The organism is Ruegeria sp. CK3 (genome assembly GCF_056536565.1).
This window is the reverse complement of the sequence record NZ_JBQFPV010000009.1, coordinates 163,638-178,030: the sequence shown is the minus strand read 5'-3', so window position 1 is coordinate 178,030 and position 14,393 is coordinate 163,638. Positions and strand designations below refer to the sequence as shown.

Genomic DNA, 14,393 nt, shown 5'->3' with positions numbered 1-14,393 from the left:
TGACCTATTCGGACGTGGTTATGAAAAAATAGACCCATTCGCCTTTGAATTCTGGGTCCTTGGCGCGGGCGTCGGCGACTCGGTCCTTGAGGAATTCAAGGTAAGGTCCCGCTGGTTCGATCAGGGGTCTTTCCTTGTCAAAGAGGGGCCTCGACGCCGCAAAGGCCACCGCGATTTCTTGTCCGTATGGAGGGCCGATGGTAATGAAAAGGCCGGGGTCGCCTTGTTTCTCAGCGCCAATTTTGAATGCAGATTTGGCTTGTGTTCTGGCAAGCGGGACCGATGCGTTTGGGCTTAGGTGTATGACCTGACCGTCGGCGTCGAAATAGTCGACGTAAATATAGGCGTCGTAGTCGGCTCCGGTCAGATCAAGGACCAGTTGCTGACCCGAGGCGTAGCGAAACTCCCGCGTGTGAATATCATCGCCCACCAATAAGGGGTTGGTGATCTGGTCGGTGGATTGAGGCAAGCCCACATCGACAATCCCGCTGAGCGCGCCGCATTGGGGTCGGGGAAGGATCAGCAGATTGTCAGCGACCTGAATATTGGCCCCCATCTGCGCCTGAAGCGCCGACAGGACAGGCCCTCGAAGGCCGTTTTCTGGGATATGACCGATCAGTTCGAGCGTATTTGTTTTTGGACGGAACTGCACCTGAAGGCGTGAGCACGGTACCTGGGCCAGCAGGCCGTCTATGCCATCACGCAGGTCTTCAGCCGCCTGCCCCGCATCTTCGGGGCGCGTGAAGCTTTGAAAGGCGGCGAGGCTTACGGGATCAATCGGGGAATCACCACTTGCCGAAAACACATCAGCCGCCTTGGCCCTTGGGACGTCCGGTTGGGTTTGGGTCAAAGCGACGGGCCGCGCCTTTACGGCCTGAGCGGCATCGAAGGAAGGTTGTGTCAACGTCACCGTATCCGTTGGCGCGCGGTTGGATGACAGCGTGGTAGTCGGCAACTCGGCCGAGGCCAGAGTTACCGGAAACGCCTGTTCGGCAACGACAGGTAGCGGCTTGTCCGGAACGGCCGCCAGAGCCTGCGTTTGGCTGGCCACCTGATCGCTGGCCGCGAGGCTTAGAGCGTTCGCGGCAATCTCTGGGGCCGAGGATTGAGGAATAGCGCCCTGCGCCAATCGCGCGCCGCTTGTTTCTTCGGTTGAGGTCGCCTCTGCATCCGGCTGCGCTTGCGCGGCGGTGCTTTGTTTGACCTGATGCGCGGAAAGCTGCATCCGTGTTTCCGGTACGGGCTGTTCGATCACGGGTTCAGGCTCAGTAGACCAAAGCAGAACGACCGCAGCCACGGCGTGAATTGTGACCGAGCAGAACAGCGCGACGCCCCATATCAGCGGAGTGCGCGTCACCGGACCGGACCCGGAGGTGTAACGACCAGCACCACATCCCGCGCGCCCATCGCCTCGAACGTGGCGATTAAGGGCAAGACCTCGCGCAGGGCGGCATCCTGATGGGCGTTGATGCGGAGCAGCAGGTCGGGCTGTTCGGACAGCGCCCCCTCGACGGATAGCGCGATCTGATCCGCCGAAAGCTCTGTTCCGTCCAGGGCCAATTGGCCATCAGCGCTGACCGACAGAGTCAATCCACCAGCTGGCATATCAGCTCCGGATTGCGACACCGGCGGGGTCACGTCGAACGGCGCGGTGGCGTCCATGCGTCCGATGAGCATGAAGAAGACCAGTAGGAAAAAGACGACATCTATCAGGGCGATGATGGTTTCGGGGTGGTGGCGCGGGGCAGGGCGGGTGATCTTCACGGGCGCGCCTCCAGCCGGACAACGCGCATGTTTGTTACGCCTGCGCGGGTGACGACGTCCATGACAGTAACCAGCGCCTGCATGCGGGCGCCGCCGGTGGGTAGAACGATCACCGGAGTTGCAGGTGCCTGGGCAATTCTGTCGGACAACAGTGCCTCAAGGTCTGCAGAGGTCAGTGATTGCCCGCGGAAATAGGGCGCTCCGTCGCTTCCGATACGGATCACCACGGCGCTGGCGGGTTCACCCGAGGTGCCGGAGGATGCTGGGCGGTCCGATTGAGACAAGGCCGGGATCATGTCGAGGTTCAGATAGGTCGAGGTCACCATGAAGAACACCAGCAGGATAAGCATCACGTCGATCATCGGCACCAGTGAGATCAGGGGCCGTGTCGGTCTGCGTCTATTCAGGCTAAGCTCGGCGGACATGTGTGAACCCTTACTGCGTGCCGCGTTCCTCGATCACCATCAACTGCCCGACCGCGTTCTCAATCGCCTGAGCGCCCGCTTCTGCGCGGCCCGATAGCAGCGATGCCCCGACAGCGGCGGGGATGGCAACCAACAGGCCGGCGGCGGTGGTCAGCAATGCCTGCCAGATTCCGCCCGCAAGGACCGAGGCATTGGCCGCGCCTTGCGCCAGCTCCAGCTCCTGAAACGACTGGATCATACCGGTCACAGTTCCCAACAGGCCAAGCAGGGGCGAGATCATTGCGATCAGCTCCAGCACGCGAATCCATGTGTTCATGGCAGCGAATTCCTGATTGCCGCGACGTGTAAGTTCGGCCATCAAGGCGGGTCCCTTGAACCCATCGTTCAGCGCCTGCATGGCATAGGCGCAGACGCGATCAGCCGGAGATTTCCCTGCAGCGACGGCTGCCTGTGCCGCCTGCTTGTCGCCCTTGGACCACTGCACCAGCGCTGTGTCCCTCGCGTCTCCGCCGGACCGAACGGGGGCCAGTTGCATCGCTTTGATGACAATCAAAGTGACCGAGAGCAGCGACAACGCGCCAAGGATTGCGATGATTGGGCCTCCTGCGCCCAGTGTCTCGAGCCCGAACATGATCTATTGCGCCAGATTGGCTGAGGTCTTGCTGTCCAGCGCCAGCAGTGGGAAGCAATCCAGAGGCTCGGCGTTCTGGGGCTTGCAGGCCGGCAGGTCATGCAGCAGCACCTCCGAGATATTGGAGCATTCAATCTCGGGGATTTCGAACAGTTTCAGAACGGTGCGTTGAACGGGCAGGGGGGCTGCGTCGATGGACAGAAGCCGGTCGATCACACCATTGCTGTCGAGGATGGCCAGCGACATCTCGAATTCTTCGAAACTGTTTTCGGTCTGGTTGCGAAACAGGAAGAACGCGCGGCATCCGCCGTTGTCGGCGGGTTCGAATTTGTTCAGTTCGATTCCAAGGCGGCCCTCATCGGCCTGCGCGGTTGCGGCCATCAGTGTCAATGCAACTGCGCCGAAAAGCGATTTTCTCATCTTCCTACCTCTGCTGCCGGTCGTTGAACCCACATCCGATGTCTTGCGTCGCGGGTCTTAGCCCTGAACATTGCAGAAACAGGGCGCATGCGGGAAGATATTTCTGCAATGGGTCACGTTCGCGATGGAATGATGAACTTGCCCTGGCGTAAACAAACGGTACGGCGGGTCGGGAAAATGTGTATATTGATCTCAACCTGGTCTGCGCATTGCGACCGATTAACCACACAAACCGCAGAGGAAACTGGAAGTGTTTGCGAGTTTCGCCATCATGTGAACTAATTCATACACAAGATTGCAGGCGCTGCTGTAAGCGATTCAACAAGAACAACAAGCTGCGATCGAACAGGACGGTATTGGGAATAAAATGGACCTTTCATCTTATTTGGAGCCCAGAGACGACGAACCCCCCAGCGGTGAAAATCTGGAATACGATCCGGCCTTTACGGACCTTGAGATCGCGGCTCAGCCGGGCGAAGAGCGTCAGATGGGCGATGAGGTCGTCGCGGCCGAGGAACAGGACTGGCGCGATGTCGAGGAAAAGGCCTTGGCCGTCATGGAAAAAAGCCATGACATCCGCGCCGCCATCTATCTCGCTGAGGCTGTTTTGCACACCAAAGGCCTTCCCGCCTTTGCCTCGGCGGTGGGCTATGTGAAATCCCTGCTGGAAGACAATTGGGACACATGCCACCCCGAGCTGGATGAAGACGACGGCGATGCCACTATGCGCATAAATGCGGTGCGCGGTCTGGCCTCGTCTGATCGGATGGTACGCGCCTTGCGTCGGACCGCTTTGACAGACAGCCGCATGTTCGGTCGGATGACCCTGCGCCATCTGGATGTCGCCGAAGGTCGCATCAATATGCCCGCAGATCTGGACGACGCGCCGGATGCAACCGGGGTTGCGGCCGCGTTCAAGGATACCGATGACGAGGTGTTGGAGGCCAATGCCGATGCAGCGTCCGCGGCTCTGGATGATGTCGAGGCAATCGACGCTGTATTTGGCGACAAAACGCCCGGCGAAGGCCCGGATCTGACGCCTCTGTCTGATGCGCTTAAGAGCATCAAGCAGGCGTTGGCCAGCTATGCCGATGTGGGCGAGGCCGAAGAAGACGATTCCGGCGACGATGACAGCCCAAGCAGCCCAACGGGTGCCCCGGCTGCGCCGATGGCATCGGGCGGCGGTGGCGGTGGGGCGATCAACTCGCCCGACGATGTCACCCGGATGCTGGAACGCATCATGGATTATTATGCCCGATGCGAGCCCTCCAGCCCGCTGCCAATTTTGCTTGAGCGTGCCAAGCGCCTTGTGAATGCCGATTTTCTGACAATTATCGAAGATATGGCAAAAGAGGGTCTGGACGAGGTGCGCCAGATCGGCGGCATAAAAGAAGACGACGATGACGATTATTGATCCGTTTGGGCGCAAGCCGAACACCGGATTGAAAAGAAACACTGATGGATGAATCGAGGAGCATCAGATGGCTGACAGTTCACAAAAATTTATAGCCCGGAACAGGGCTCCGAGGGTTCAGATCGAATATGATGTTGAACTCTATGGGGCCGAGAAGAAGGTCCAGCTGCCCTTTGTCATGGGTGTCATGAGCGACCTTGCCGGGAAATCCGAGGTCGAGCAGCCCGCCGTGGCCGACCGCAAGTTCCTGGAAATTGACGTCGACAATTTCGACGACCGGATGAAGTCGATGGCGCCGCGCGCGGCCTTTACCGTGCCGAACACCTTGACGGGTGAGGGCAATCTGGCCGTCGATATCACGTTCGAGAGCATGGATGATTTCAGCCCCGCCGCGATTGCCGCGAAGGTTGAGCCTCTCAAGGAGCTGCTGGACGCGCGCACCCAGCTGTCCAACTTGATGACATATATGGATGGTAAAACCGGGGCCGAGGATCTGATTTCGAAGATCATGCAGGACCCGTCGCTGCTGAAGACACTGGCGGCCCAGCCCAAACCCGGCGCTGACGCCGCCGAGGAGGAGTAAAAGATGGCCGAAGAAGAAGCCAAGGTAGAAGCCGCCGAAGGCGCAACCGCGTTTGGATCCTCGGAATTCGAGGCTCTGCTGACGAAAGAGTTCCGCCCCAAGTCGGATCAGGCGAAAACCGCTGTTGAAAGCGCAGTCAAGACGCTGGCCGAACAGGCGCTGGCCAATACCGGCCTGATCTCGGACGACGCTTTGCGGTCGATCGAAGGTATCATCGCCGAGATCGACAAGAAACTGACCGAACAGGTCAACCTGATCTTGCACCACGAGGATTTCCAGCAGATGGAAAGCGCGTGGCGGGGTCTGCACTATCTGGTGAACAACACCGAAACCGACGAGATGTTGAAAATCCGCGTGATGAACATCTCGAAGAAGGACATGCACAAGACCCTGCGCAAGTTCAAAGGGACCGCATGGGATCAGTCGCCGATCTTCAAGAAACTCTATGAAGAAGAGTTCGGCCAGTTTGGTGGTGAGCCTTATGGCTCGCTGGTGGCGGATTATCACTTCGACCACAGCCCGCAGGATATCGAGCTGCTGGGCGAGATGTCCAAGATCGCCGCTGCCGCGCATGCACCTCTGATTACCGGGGCCAAGCCTAGCCTGTTCCAGATGGACAGCTGGTCGGAACTGGCCAACCCGCGTGATCTGACCAAAATCTTTCAGACTCCGGAATATGCCGCATGGCGGTCGCTGCGCGACAGTGAAGATGCGAAATATGTCGGTCTGGCCATGCCCCGCTTCTTGGGTCGTCTGCCTTATGGTTCGAAAACCGAACCGGTTGAGGAATTCGCCTTCGAAGAAGACACCAGCGGTGCAACCAGTGACAAGTATAACTGGGTCAACGCGGCCTATGGCATGGCGGTGAACATCAACCGGTCCTTCAAGGAATATGGCTGGTGCTCGCGCATTCGTGGCGTGGAAAGTGGCGGTACGGTCGAAGGCCTGCCGGCACATACCTTCCCGACCGACGATGGCGGAGTGGACATGAAGTGCCCGACCGAGATCGCGATTTCGGATCGTCGCGAGGCAGAACTGGCGAAAAACGGCATGATGCCTCTGATCCACCGTAAGAACAGTGATTCGGCGACTTTCATCGGCGCGCAATCGCTGCACAAGCCGGCGGAATATGATGATGCGGATGCAACTGCGAACGCCAACCTGGCCGCGCGTTTGCCGTACCTGTTCGCAACCTGCCGATTCGCGCATTACCTGAAATGCATGGTGCGTGACAAAGTTGGCTCGTTCAAAAGCCGTCAGGATATGGAATCGTGGCTGCAGGGCTGGATTAACCAATACGTGGACTTCAACGCCGATATCTCGGCCGAAGCGGAAAAAGCACGTAAGCCTTTGGCCTCTGCCGAAGTGGTTGTGGAAGATGTCGAAGGCAATCCAGGCTATTACACGTCCAAATTCTTCCTGCGTCCGCACTATCAGCTGGAAGGCCTGTCGGTCTCTCTGCGTCTCGTATCGAAACTTCCGTCCGAAAAAGCTGGATAAAGGTCAAAAAAATTGGCGGCATGTGATGTGTTTCACTGCCGCCGTCACGACCCTCCGGTAAACCGGGTTTAGAAACTAGAAAAGAGGAAGGCTAAAATGGAAAACGTATTTGTACAGATGGACTTCCCGGGCGAAGCACGGGAAAAGCAGCACAAAGATTGGATCGCGGTTAAGTCGATCTCGTGGGAGGTTGAGCGGACGCTGGACATGTCCGACATGGGCACCACACAGCGCGGCTATGCCAACGCGAATTTCGGCAAAGTGACCCTGAACACCGAGCTCAGCAAAGCGTCTGCCAAGATCATGACTTATGTCGCGTCGGGCAAGTCGAACTCGGAAATGCTCATCCACATGTGCCGGTCCGGCGATGACGAAAAGAAAGGCATGGAGCCTTATCTGATCATCAAGCTGCGTGACGCAATCGTGGACAGCTACTCGGTCGATGGTGGCGAAGACTCGATCCCGTCAGAAACCTGGACCGTCGCGTATCGCGGCATCTCGGTTAAGTACAAGATTGCCGATTTCAAAACCGGCAAGCTCAGCGACTGCAACGAGTTCCTGTGGAACCTGGAAACCGGCGACGTCAGCTAAGGTTTCAAACAACTACGGGTCCCGGTGGCATTTGCCGCCGGGGCTTTTGCACTTTTTCCATCCTGACTGCGCGAGGGTTACATGACGCCGGAAGAGCATCTTAAATCAGGCGATCTGGCGGCCACATTGGCCACTCTGCAAGATAAAGTCCGTGCCAATCCCGCAGACGCCAAGCTGCGGATTTTTCTGTTTCAGCTGCTCTGTGTAATGGGCGACTGGAAACGCGCCATCACCCAGTTGAAACTGAGCGCGGAGATGGATGAAGCGGCCACGATGATGGCCAAAACCTACCGCGAGGCCATAATTTGCGAGGTTTATCGCGAAAAGGTTTTCGCGGGTGAAAAGACCCCGATGATTTTTGGTGAGCCGGAAGAGTGGCTGGCCCATCTGATCGAGGCACAGAAACTGACAGCTGGCGGGCATTTCGACCAGGCCGCCGAGCTGCGCGCAAAAGCATTTGACGCTGCGCCCACGACATCCGGTACGGTTAATGGCGAAGCGTTCGAATGGATCGCGGATGCCGATATGCGGCTGGGGCCGGTCCTCGAAGTGATTGTGAACGGCCGCTATTTCTGGCTGCCCTTTTCCCAGATCGTGCGGATCGACATCGAACCGCCCAGCGACCTGCGTGACGCGGTCTGGACAGCCTGCACGCTGACCGTTGCCAGCGGAGGAGAACTCGCCGCCCTGATCCCAACACGTTATGCCGGTTCGACTGAGCAGGGCGATGATGCCGCCCGTCTGGCGCGGGCGACCACCTGGGTCGATGCCGGCGGCGAAACTTTTGTCGGGCTGGGCCAGCGTTTGCTGACGACAGATAAGTCCGACATCGCGCTTCTGGACATTCGCGAACTGGTTCTGGACGTGGCGACCGGTGCCGGGGAAACGGCGGGAGATGGCTGAGAAGACCCTTGCCGAACGCCTGCAACCCTCGCTTCTGGATCGGTTGACGGATGACGCGCCGGATCAGTTGAAAGAGGGGCGGGATTCCCGCGTGATTGACGTCGGGCGCCTGCGTGAGATTATACAGCGCGATCTGTCCATGCTGCTTAACACCACGGATCAATCCGATTTGATTGACGAGGACGTCTATCCTTATGCCTCCAAATCAGTCCTGAACTACGGCATCCGCCAGACTTCGGGCTCGTTCTCAACCTTGCGTCAGGCCCAGCGCATTCAAAAGTCCATTGCCGATTCTATCGAGGTGTTTGAACCACGGATCGTGAAAGGGTCGGTCGCGGTCGAATTGCGCTCGGAAAAGCAATCGGGCGAGATGCATGTGGATTATGACATCCGCGCCGTAATGTGGGCGCAACCCATGCCTCTGGAATTGTATCTGCGCAGCCGGGTCGACGTGACCACCGGCGAAGTCTCGATTGAGCGGAGCTAGGCGCGATGGATACACGGCTTCTGAAACACTACGAAACCGAACTGGCCTTCCTGCGCGAAATGGGGGCCGAGTTTTCAAATGCCTATCCCAAGATCGCCTCTCGTCTGGGGATGGAAGGGATCGAGGTTGTCGACCCTTATGTCGAACGTCTGCTGGAAGGCAGCGCGTTTCTGGCCGCTCGGGTTCAACTGGAACTGGACATGCAGTTCCCGACTTTCACCTCGAACCTGCTCGAGATTGTCTATCCGCATTACCTGGCCCCGACACCGTCGATGATGGTGGCGCAGATGGAGCCCGACATCGGGAATGCCGCCCTGAAAGAAGGCTACCCGATCCCGCGCGGCACCACTTTGCGCGCGCGCCTGGCCGAGGGCGAGCAGACCGCGTGTGAGTTCACCACGTCGTCCGACCTCACCCTCTGGCCGATTGAAATCACCGAAGCCGAGTACATTGACGGCCGGGGAGAGCTGGTGGCTGCCGGGGTGGCGCGCGACACCGACGCGCGCGCCGGTATTCGCCTGCGTTTGAACCGTACCGACGGCGAGCCGATGACCGAGCTGGGTATGGACAGCCTCGTGCTGCATCTGGACACCCAAAGCGGAAAGGCCTGGGCGCTGCATGAGTTGCTGGCCACCCAATGCGTTGGTCTGACCGGTCGTTCGACAGACCGCCGCGCCGACTGGACCACCCGGCTGACGACTGCGGATGTCGTGCCCAAAGGGTTTGACGCGGATGAGGCTCTGTTGCCAACCCCGCGCCAGTCCTTCGACGGCTATCGCTTGCTGCAGGAATACTTTGCGATGCCGGAACGGTTCCTCTTTGTGGAACTGACCGGCTTGCGGCCCGCGCTTGAGAAATCAGGGGGCACGGATGTGGATATCTACATCCTGTTGCAGGACGGGATGCGCGATGTCGCTCCCGCCGTGACCCCTGCGGCCTTCGCCCTTAACGCGGTGCCTGCAGTGAACCTGTTCCACCGCCGCTGCGACCGGGTGCATATCACCCAGATGGACACGCAGCATCATGTGGTGCCGAACCGTACTGCGGGTCTCGACTATGAGATTTTTGGGATTGAACGTGTCACCGGTATTCAATCGGATGAAGAGGGGGACATTCCCTTCCGCCCCTTCTATAGCGACACCGATCTGACGGCTGCGGGCGACAATCACTCGGCCTATTACACGATCAAACGCCGGATGCGGCAGCGCAATGAAAAGGAACGGCTGCGGGGCGTGCGGACCTCGTATCTGGGATCCGAGGTCTACCTGACCTTGGTTGACCGGGCGCAGGCACCCTATCCCGGATCATTGGAACAATTGGCGGTCGAGGCGCTTTGCTCCAACCGCGATTTGCCCCTCTTGCTGGCCGCAGGCGGCGATGACGTCTTTCACCTGCCTGACGGTGGTCCGGTAAAGACAATCCGGACGCCGGTGACACCAACGCGCCCGCACGCGACCTTGGCTCAGGGTGATGCTGCGTGGAAACTGATCAGCCATCTCAGCCTCAATTATCTGTCCATCGCAGGCGACGGGAAAGAAGGCGGGGCGGGCGCTTTGCGCGAACTGCTCGGTATTTATGCCCCACTCGGCAACCGCGTGACCGAGAAACAGCTTGAAGGCGTCGTCTCGGTCTCCAGCCGACCCATCGTGCGCCGGATGAGCGACGAAGTCCTAAGCACGGCGGTGCGCGGGTTAGAGATCACGCTGGGCTTTGACGAAAGCTTCTACGAAGGCACCAGCGTCTATGTGCTGGGCGCTGTGCTCGAGCGGTTCTTCCGCAAATACACCACGATCAACAGCTTCACGGAAACCGTGCTGAAAACCGAACGAAGAGGAGAGATTGCCAGATGGCGACCAGCGGCCGGACTGGGCAGGATCATCTGAGCCTGCTGGCCGCGCTGGCGGCTGATCCTGAAAGGCACCATGTCTTTCAGGCGTTACGGGTGATCGAAGCGCACTACACGGATGCGCCGCGTCTTGGTGAATCGCGCCGTCCGCGCGAGGATCGCGTGCGGTTAGGGCAGGACGTCTCACTGGCTTTTCCGCCCAACACGCTGACGCGGTTTGAACCAGCGACGGACGGTGCGCCGGGCAAACTCAACAACCTGTTCTTTGGCTTTTTTGGTCCGCAAGGCCCTCTGCCCCTGCACTTGACCGAGTTCGCCCGAGACCGTCAACGCAACCACCGCGACCCAACTTTCGTGGCGTTTGCCGATATGCTGACGCACCGGATGATGAGTCTGCTCTATCGTGCCTGGGCTGCCGCGGAACCCGCGCCTAGTTTTGACCGGGGTGACGATCCGTTTGAACAGCGCGTGGCGGCTTTGGCCGGGTTCAAGGGTGCAGACTATAGCGACCGCGATGCAATGCCGGATATGCTACGCCGTTTCTTTGCTGGGCATCTCGGGTCAGGGACGAAAACGGTCGAAGGCTTAATCGCGATCCTGTCGGACTATTTCGGGGTCGAGGCGCACGTGCAGCAGTTCGTCGGCTCGTGGTTGGAGTTGGAGCCGGACGACACTTGGCAGCTCGGCTCGCCCGCGCGATTGGGGCAATCGACCAGCATCGGCAACCGCGTCTGGTCACGCGCGGCCAAGTTCCGTATTCGCATCGGGCCACTGTCGCTGGAAGATTACAAACGCCTGCTCCCCGGCGGCGTTTCTCAGGAACGGATGGAGGCGATTATCCGCACCTATGCCGGTGACACCCTGGATTGGGAGGTCAATCTGGTGCTGGCCGGTGATGAGGTGCCGCGCGCCTCGCTGGGTGGAACGACGCAGCTGGGTCATACCAGCTGGATAAGAACCCGCGATGATCCTGAACAGAACCGCCCGGATGCGGATGATCTGATCCTGTATCCCGGATATGTATCACAAGAATTCGAGGCCGAAGAACTGGCCCATAACGAGAGGTATTGAAGATGACGGAAATCAGCCGTGTGTCGCTGTTCGGTAAGCTGAACAAGCTGGGCTATCAGGCCATCGAAGGGGCCACCGTGTTCTGCAAGATGCGGGGCAATCCGTATGTCGAAATCCAACACTGGCTGCATCAGATCCTGAACGGCCAGGACAGCGACATTCACCGCATCATCCAGCACTACGATCTGGATCCGGGCAAGATTGCATCGGAACTGACGCGCAGCCTGGACATGCTGCCGCGCGGGGCGTCCTCAATCTCGGACCTGTCCGATCATCTGATGGACGCGATGGAGCGCGGTTGGGTCTGGGGCTCATTGCTGTATTCCGACAGCAAGGTGCGGACTGGGTATCTTATCCTCGGCATGCTCAAGACGCCTGCGCTGCGCAATATTCTGGCCAGCATGTCGCCAGAACTGGCCAAGATCGGCGCCGATGATCTGGCCGACAGCTTTGGCGAAGCCACAGATGGCTCATCCGAGGATACGCTGGGTGCACAGGACGGTTCGAACGTGGGTGGCGGAGCGGAACCCGGTGAGGCCAGCGGCGCGATGGCCCCCGGCGCGATGGGCAAGGGTGAGGCGTTGGAGCAGTTTTGCACCGACCTGACCGAACAGGCCCGCAACGGTGAGATTGATCCCATCGTCGGCCGAGATGAGGAAATCCGCCAGATCGTCGACGTGCTGATGCGCCGCCGTCAGAACAACCCGATCCTGACCGGTGAGGCGGGCGTTGGTAAAACTGCCGTGGTCGAAGGGTTTGCTCTGCGGATTGCTCGTGGTGACGTGCCGCCTGCGTTGAAAGATGTGCGCCTGTTGGTTCTGGATGTGGGCCTGCTGCAAGCGGGCGCGTCGATGAAGGGTGAGTTTGAAAACCGCCTGCGTCAGGTGATTGATGAGGTTCAGGCCAGCCCGACTCCGATTGTGATGTTTGTCGATGAGACTCATACGTTGGTCGGGGCAGGGGGCGCTGCCGGGACCGGCGACGCGGCCAACCTGCTGAAACCGGCGCTGGCGCGCGGTACGTTGCGCACAATCGGCGCGACCACATGGGCCGAGTATAAGAAATATATCGAGAAAGACCCGGCTCTGACCCGCCGTTTCCAAGTGGTGCATGTGGAAGAGCCCGATATTCCAAAAGCGGTTCTGATGATGCGCGGCATCGCCTCGATGCTGGAAAAACACCACCGGGTGCAAGTGTTGGACGAGGGGATCGAAGCGGCAGTGACGCTTTCGGCCCGCTACATCCCTGCACGACAGTTACCGGATAAATCGGTCAGCTTGCTGGATACAGCTTGTGCGCGGGTCGCGGTGTCTCAGCACGCGGTTCCGGCCGAGGTCGATGACAGCCAGCGGCGGATTGAGGCTCTGACCACCGAATTGGAGATTATCGAACGGGACGAGACCGCAGGCTATGACGTTGCTGACCGCCGCGAGGCGGTGAATGCCGCGAAAGAGGCGGAAGAGGCGCGGCTGGAAGAACTCAACGGCCGTTGGGAGGCCGAGAAGAAAGTGGTCGAAGAAATCCTCGACCTGCGGGCCAAGCTGCGCGCAGGCGGGCAAGAGGTCGAAGGCACCGGCACCGCTGAAGGCGAAGCCGCGACCGAGGAAGCCCCTGAAACCCAGCCCATCGACCGCGAGGCTCTGCTTGCCGAGTTGAAAGCCAAGAACGCCGAGTTGGAAGAAGTGCAGGGCGACAGCCCACTGATCTTGCCTATCGTCGATCATCAGGCGGTGGCCAGCGTAGTGGGTGACTGGACCGGTATCCCAGTTGGCCGCATGGTCAAGGATGAGATCGAGACGATCCTGAACCTGGAAACCCGCCTGGCCCAACGTGTCATTGGTCAGGATCATGCGATGAAGATGATCGCCAAACGGGTTCAAACCAGCCGGGCGGGGCTCGATAATCCGAATAAGCCCATCGGTGTCTTCATGCTGGCAGGCACCAGCGGCGTAGGTAAAACCGAAACCGCGCTGGCCCTCGCCGAGGTGCTCTATGGCGGCGAACAGAACGTCATCACCATCAACATGTCCGAATACCAAGAGGCGCATACCGTCAGCAGCCTGAAAGGCGCGCCTCCGGGCTATGTCGGCTATGGCGAAGGTGGCGTGCTGACCGAAGCGGTGCGGCGCAAGCCATACTCGGTCGTGCTGCTGGATGAGGTCGAAAAGGCCCATCCGGACGTGCACGAGATATTCTTTCAGGTCTTTGACAAGGGCGTCATGGAGGATGGCGAGGGCCGCGTGATCGACTTCAAGAACACGCTGATCCTGCTGACTTCGAATGTCGGTACCGAGATGATCATGGACATGTGCGCCGATCCGGATCTGATGCCTGATCCGGAAGGTATGGCCAAAGCGCTGCGGGATCCGCTGCTCAAGGTGTTCCCGCCGGCGCTGCTGGGGCGTCTGGTGACGATTCCTTATTATCCGCTCAGCCCCGAGATGCTGGGGGAGATCACAAAGCTACAACTTGGGCGAATCAAGAAGCGCGTCGAATCTGCTCATGGTGTACCATTCGAATACACCGACGCCGTGGTGGACGAGATCGTCAACCGTTGTCAGGAGCTGGACAGCGGTGGTCGTATGATCGACGCGATCGTGACCAATACAATGCTGCCGGATATCTCGGCAGAGTTCCTAAAAAGAATGATGGAGGGCGAAGAAGTTTCCAAAGTCGTGATCGACGTCACAGACGGGGACTTCACTTACGGGTTTGATTGAGCGCAACGCATGATGCGTCTGACCGAGAAAGGGGACAC

The 14,393-nt window shown here is 59.2% G+C and carries 14 protein-coding genes; 9 read left to right on the top strand and 5 right to left on the bottom strand.

Annotated features, from left to right (window positions below):
* Nucleotides 1–4 precede the first annotated feature (4 nt).
* From ACR0C3_RS15195 to ACR0C3_RS15175, 5 genes are read right to left on the bottom strand one after another with little or no spacing between them, the layout of a single operon-like run.
* The gene (locus ACR0C3_RS15195; protein WP_480759226.1) at nucleotides 5–1,357 is read right to left on the bottom strand and encodes a DUF4384 domain-containing protein; all 1,353 of its coding nucleotides are present in this window, start codon (nucleotides 1,355–1,357) and stop codon (nucleotides 5–7) included.
* On the bottom strand, nucleotides 1,354–1,764 hold the full coding sequence (locus ACR0C3_RS15190; protein ID WP_480759225.1) for an ExbD/TolR family protein: 411 nt from the start codon (nucleotides 1,762–1,764) through the stop codon (nucleotides 1,354–1,356). The genes ACR0C3_RS15195 and ACR0C3_RS15190 overlap by 4 nt, the downstream gene beginning before the upstream one ends.
* A complete protein-coding gene (locus ACR0C3_RS15185) occupies nucleotides 1,761–2,189 on the bottom strand; it encodes an ExbD/TolR family protein (protein WP_480525959.1) in 429 nt (142 codons plus the stop codon). The genes ACR0C3_RS15190 and ACR0C3_RS15185 overlap by 4 nt, the downstream gene beginning before the upstream one ends.
* A gap of 10 nt (nucleotides 2,190–2,199) precedes the next feature.
* Entirely contained in the window at nucleotides 2,200–2,820 is a 621-nt protein-coding gene (locus ACR0C3_RS15180) for a MotA/TolQ/ExbB proton channel family protein (RefSeq protein WP_480759223.1), read from the bottom strand.
* 3 nt (nucleotides 2,821–2,823) lie between these two features.
* Complete coding sequence (locus ACR0C3_RS15175) at nucleotides 2,824–3,240, bottom strand: hypothetical protein (RefSeq protein ID WP_170767559.1); 417 nt, start codon at nucleotides 3,238–3,240, stop codon at nucleotides 2,824–2,826.
* Nucleotides 3,241–3,607: 367 nt separating this feature from the next.
* Here ACR0C3_RS15175 and tssA point away from each other — a divergent pair, with 367 nt between their 5' ends.
* The 9 genes from tssA to tssH all read left to right on the top strand — a co-directional run bounded on the left by tssA (nucleotide 3,608) and on the right by tssH (nucleotide 14,355).
* Entirely contained in the window at nucleotides 3,608–4,654 is a 1,047-nt protein-coding gene (gene tssA / locus ACR0C3_RS15170) for a type VI secretion system protein TssA (protein ID WP_480759221.1), read from the top strand.
* A gap of 67 nt (nucleotides 4,655–4,721) precedes the next feature.
* Nucleotides 4,722–5,237, top strand: a complete 516-nt coding sequence (gene tssB, locus ACR0C3_RS15165; RefSeq protein ID WP_170378441.1) for a type VI secretion system contractile sheath small subunit — start codon at nucleotides 4,722–4,724, stop codon at nucleotides 5,235–5,237.
* A gap of 3 nt (nucleotides 5,238–5,240) precedes the next feature.
* Nucleotides 5,241–6,737, top strand: a complete 1,497-nt coding sequence (gene tssC, locus ACR0C3_RS15160; RefSeq protein ID WP_170378432.1) for a type VI secretion system contractile sheath large subunit — start codon at nucleotides 5,241–5,243, stop codon at nucleotides 6,735–6,737.
* Nucleotides 6,738–6,833: 96 nt separating this feature from the next.
* Nucleotides 6,834–7,328, top strand: a complete 495-nt coding sequence (locus tag ACR0C3_RS15155) for an Hcp family type VI secretion system effector (protein WP_170378430.1) — start codon at nucleotides 6,834–6,836, stop codon at nucleotides 7,326–7,328.
* Nucleotides 7,329–7,409: 81 nt separating this feature from the next.
* Nucleotides 7,410–8,231 (top strand): type VI secretion system accessory protein TagJ, encoded by an 822-nt coding sequence (locus tag ACR0C3_RS15150; protein ID WP_170467428.1) that lies wholly within the window; start codon nucleotides 7,410–7,412, stop codon nucleotides 8,229–8,231.
* Nucleotides 8,224–8,718 carry a type VI secretion system baseplate subunit TssE gene (gene tssE, locus ACR0C3_RS15145; protein ID WP_170378426.1) on the top strand — a complete coding sequence of 165 codons (495 nt, stop codon included), beginning with the start codon at nucleotides 8,224–8,226 and terminating at the stop codon, nucleotides 8,716–8,718. Before ACR0C3_RS15150 ends, tssE begins: the two co-directional genes overlap by 8 nt.
* A gap of 5 nt (nucleotides 8,719–8,723) precedes the next feature.
* Nucleotides 8,724–10,601 carry a type VI secretion system baseplate subunit TssF gene (gene tssF, locus ACR0C3_RS15140; RefSeq protein ID WP_480759220.1) on the top strand — a complete coding sequence of 626 codons (1,878 nt, stop codon included), beginning with the start codon at nucleotides 8,724–8,726 and terminating at the stop codon, nucleotides 10,599–10,601.
* A complete protein-coding gene (gene tssG / locus ACR0C3_RS15135) occupies nucleotides 10,565–11,635 on the top strand; it encodes a type VI secretion system baseplate subunit TssG (RefSeq protein ID WP_480759219.1) in 1,071 nt (356 codons plus the stop codon). The genes tssF and tssG overlap by 37 nt, the downstream gene beginning before the upstream one ends.
* A 2-nt stretch (nucleotides 11,636–11,637) precedes the next feature.
* Nucleotides 11,638–14,355: a type VI secretion system ATPase TssH gene (gene tssH, locus ACR0C3_RS15130; protein WP_480759218.1), complete on the top strand. Its 2,718-nt coding sequence runs from the start codon at nucleotides 11,638–11,640 to the stop codon at nucleotides 14,353–14,355.
* Nucleotides 14,356–14,393: the final 38 nt, after the last annotated feature.

Coding starts and splice junctions, on each gene's coding strand:
- ACR0C3_RS15185 (WP_480525959.1), bottom strand. CDS start 2,189: ATGTCCGCCGAGCTTAGCCTGAATAGACGCAGACCGACACGGCCCCTG.
- ACR0C3_RS15180 (WP_480759223.1), bottom strand. CDS start 2,820: ATGTTCGGGCTCGAGACACTGGGCGCAGGAGGCCCAATCATCGCAATC.
- ACR0C3_RS15175 (WP_170767559.1), bottom strand. CDS start 3,240: ATGAGAAAATCGCTTTTCGGCGCAGTTGCATTGACACTGATGGCCGCA.
- tssA (WP_480759221.1), top strand. CDS start 3,608: ATGGACCTTTCATCTTATTTGGAGCCCAGAGACGACGAACCCCCCAGC.
- tssB (WP_170378441.1), top strand. CDS start 4,722: ATGGCTGACAGTTCACAAAAATTTATAGCCCGGAACAGGGCTCCGAGG.
- tssC (WP_170378432.1), top strand. CDS start 5,241: ATGGCCGAAGAAGAAGCCAAGGTAGAAGCCGCCGAAGGCGCAACCGCG.
- ACR0C3_RS15155 (WP_170378430.1), top strand. CDS start 6,834: ATGGAAAACGTATTTGTACAGATGGACTTCCCGGGCGAAGCACGGGAA.
- ACR0C3_RS15150 (WP_170467428.1), top strand. CDS start 7,410: ATGACGCCGGAAGAGCATCTTAAATCAGGCGATCTGGCGGCCACATTG.
- tssE (WP_170378426.1), top strand. CDS start 8,224: ATGGCTGAGAAGACCCTTGCCGAACGCCTGCAACCCTCGCTTCTGGAT.
- tssF (WP_480759220.1), top strand. CDS start 8,724: ATGGATACACGGCTTCTGAAACACTACGAAACCGAACTGGCCTTCCTG.
- tssG (WP_480759219.1), top strand. CDS start 10,565: ATGGCGACCAGCGGCCGGACTGGGCAGGATCATCTGAGCCTGCTGGCC.
- tssH (WP_480759218.1), top strand. CDS start 11,638: ATGACGGAAATCAGCCGTGTGTCGCTGTTCGGTAAGCTGAACAAGCTG.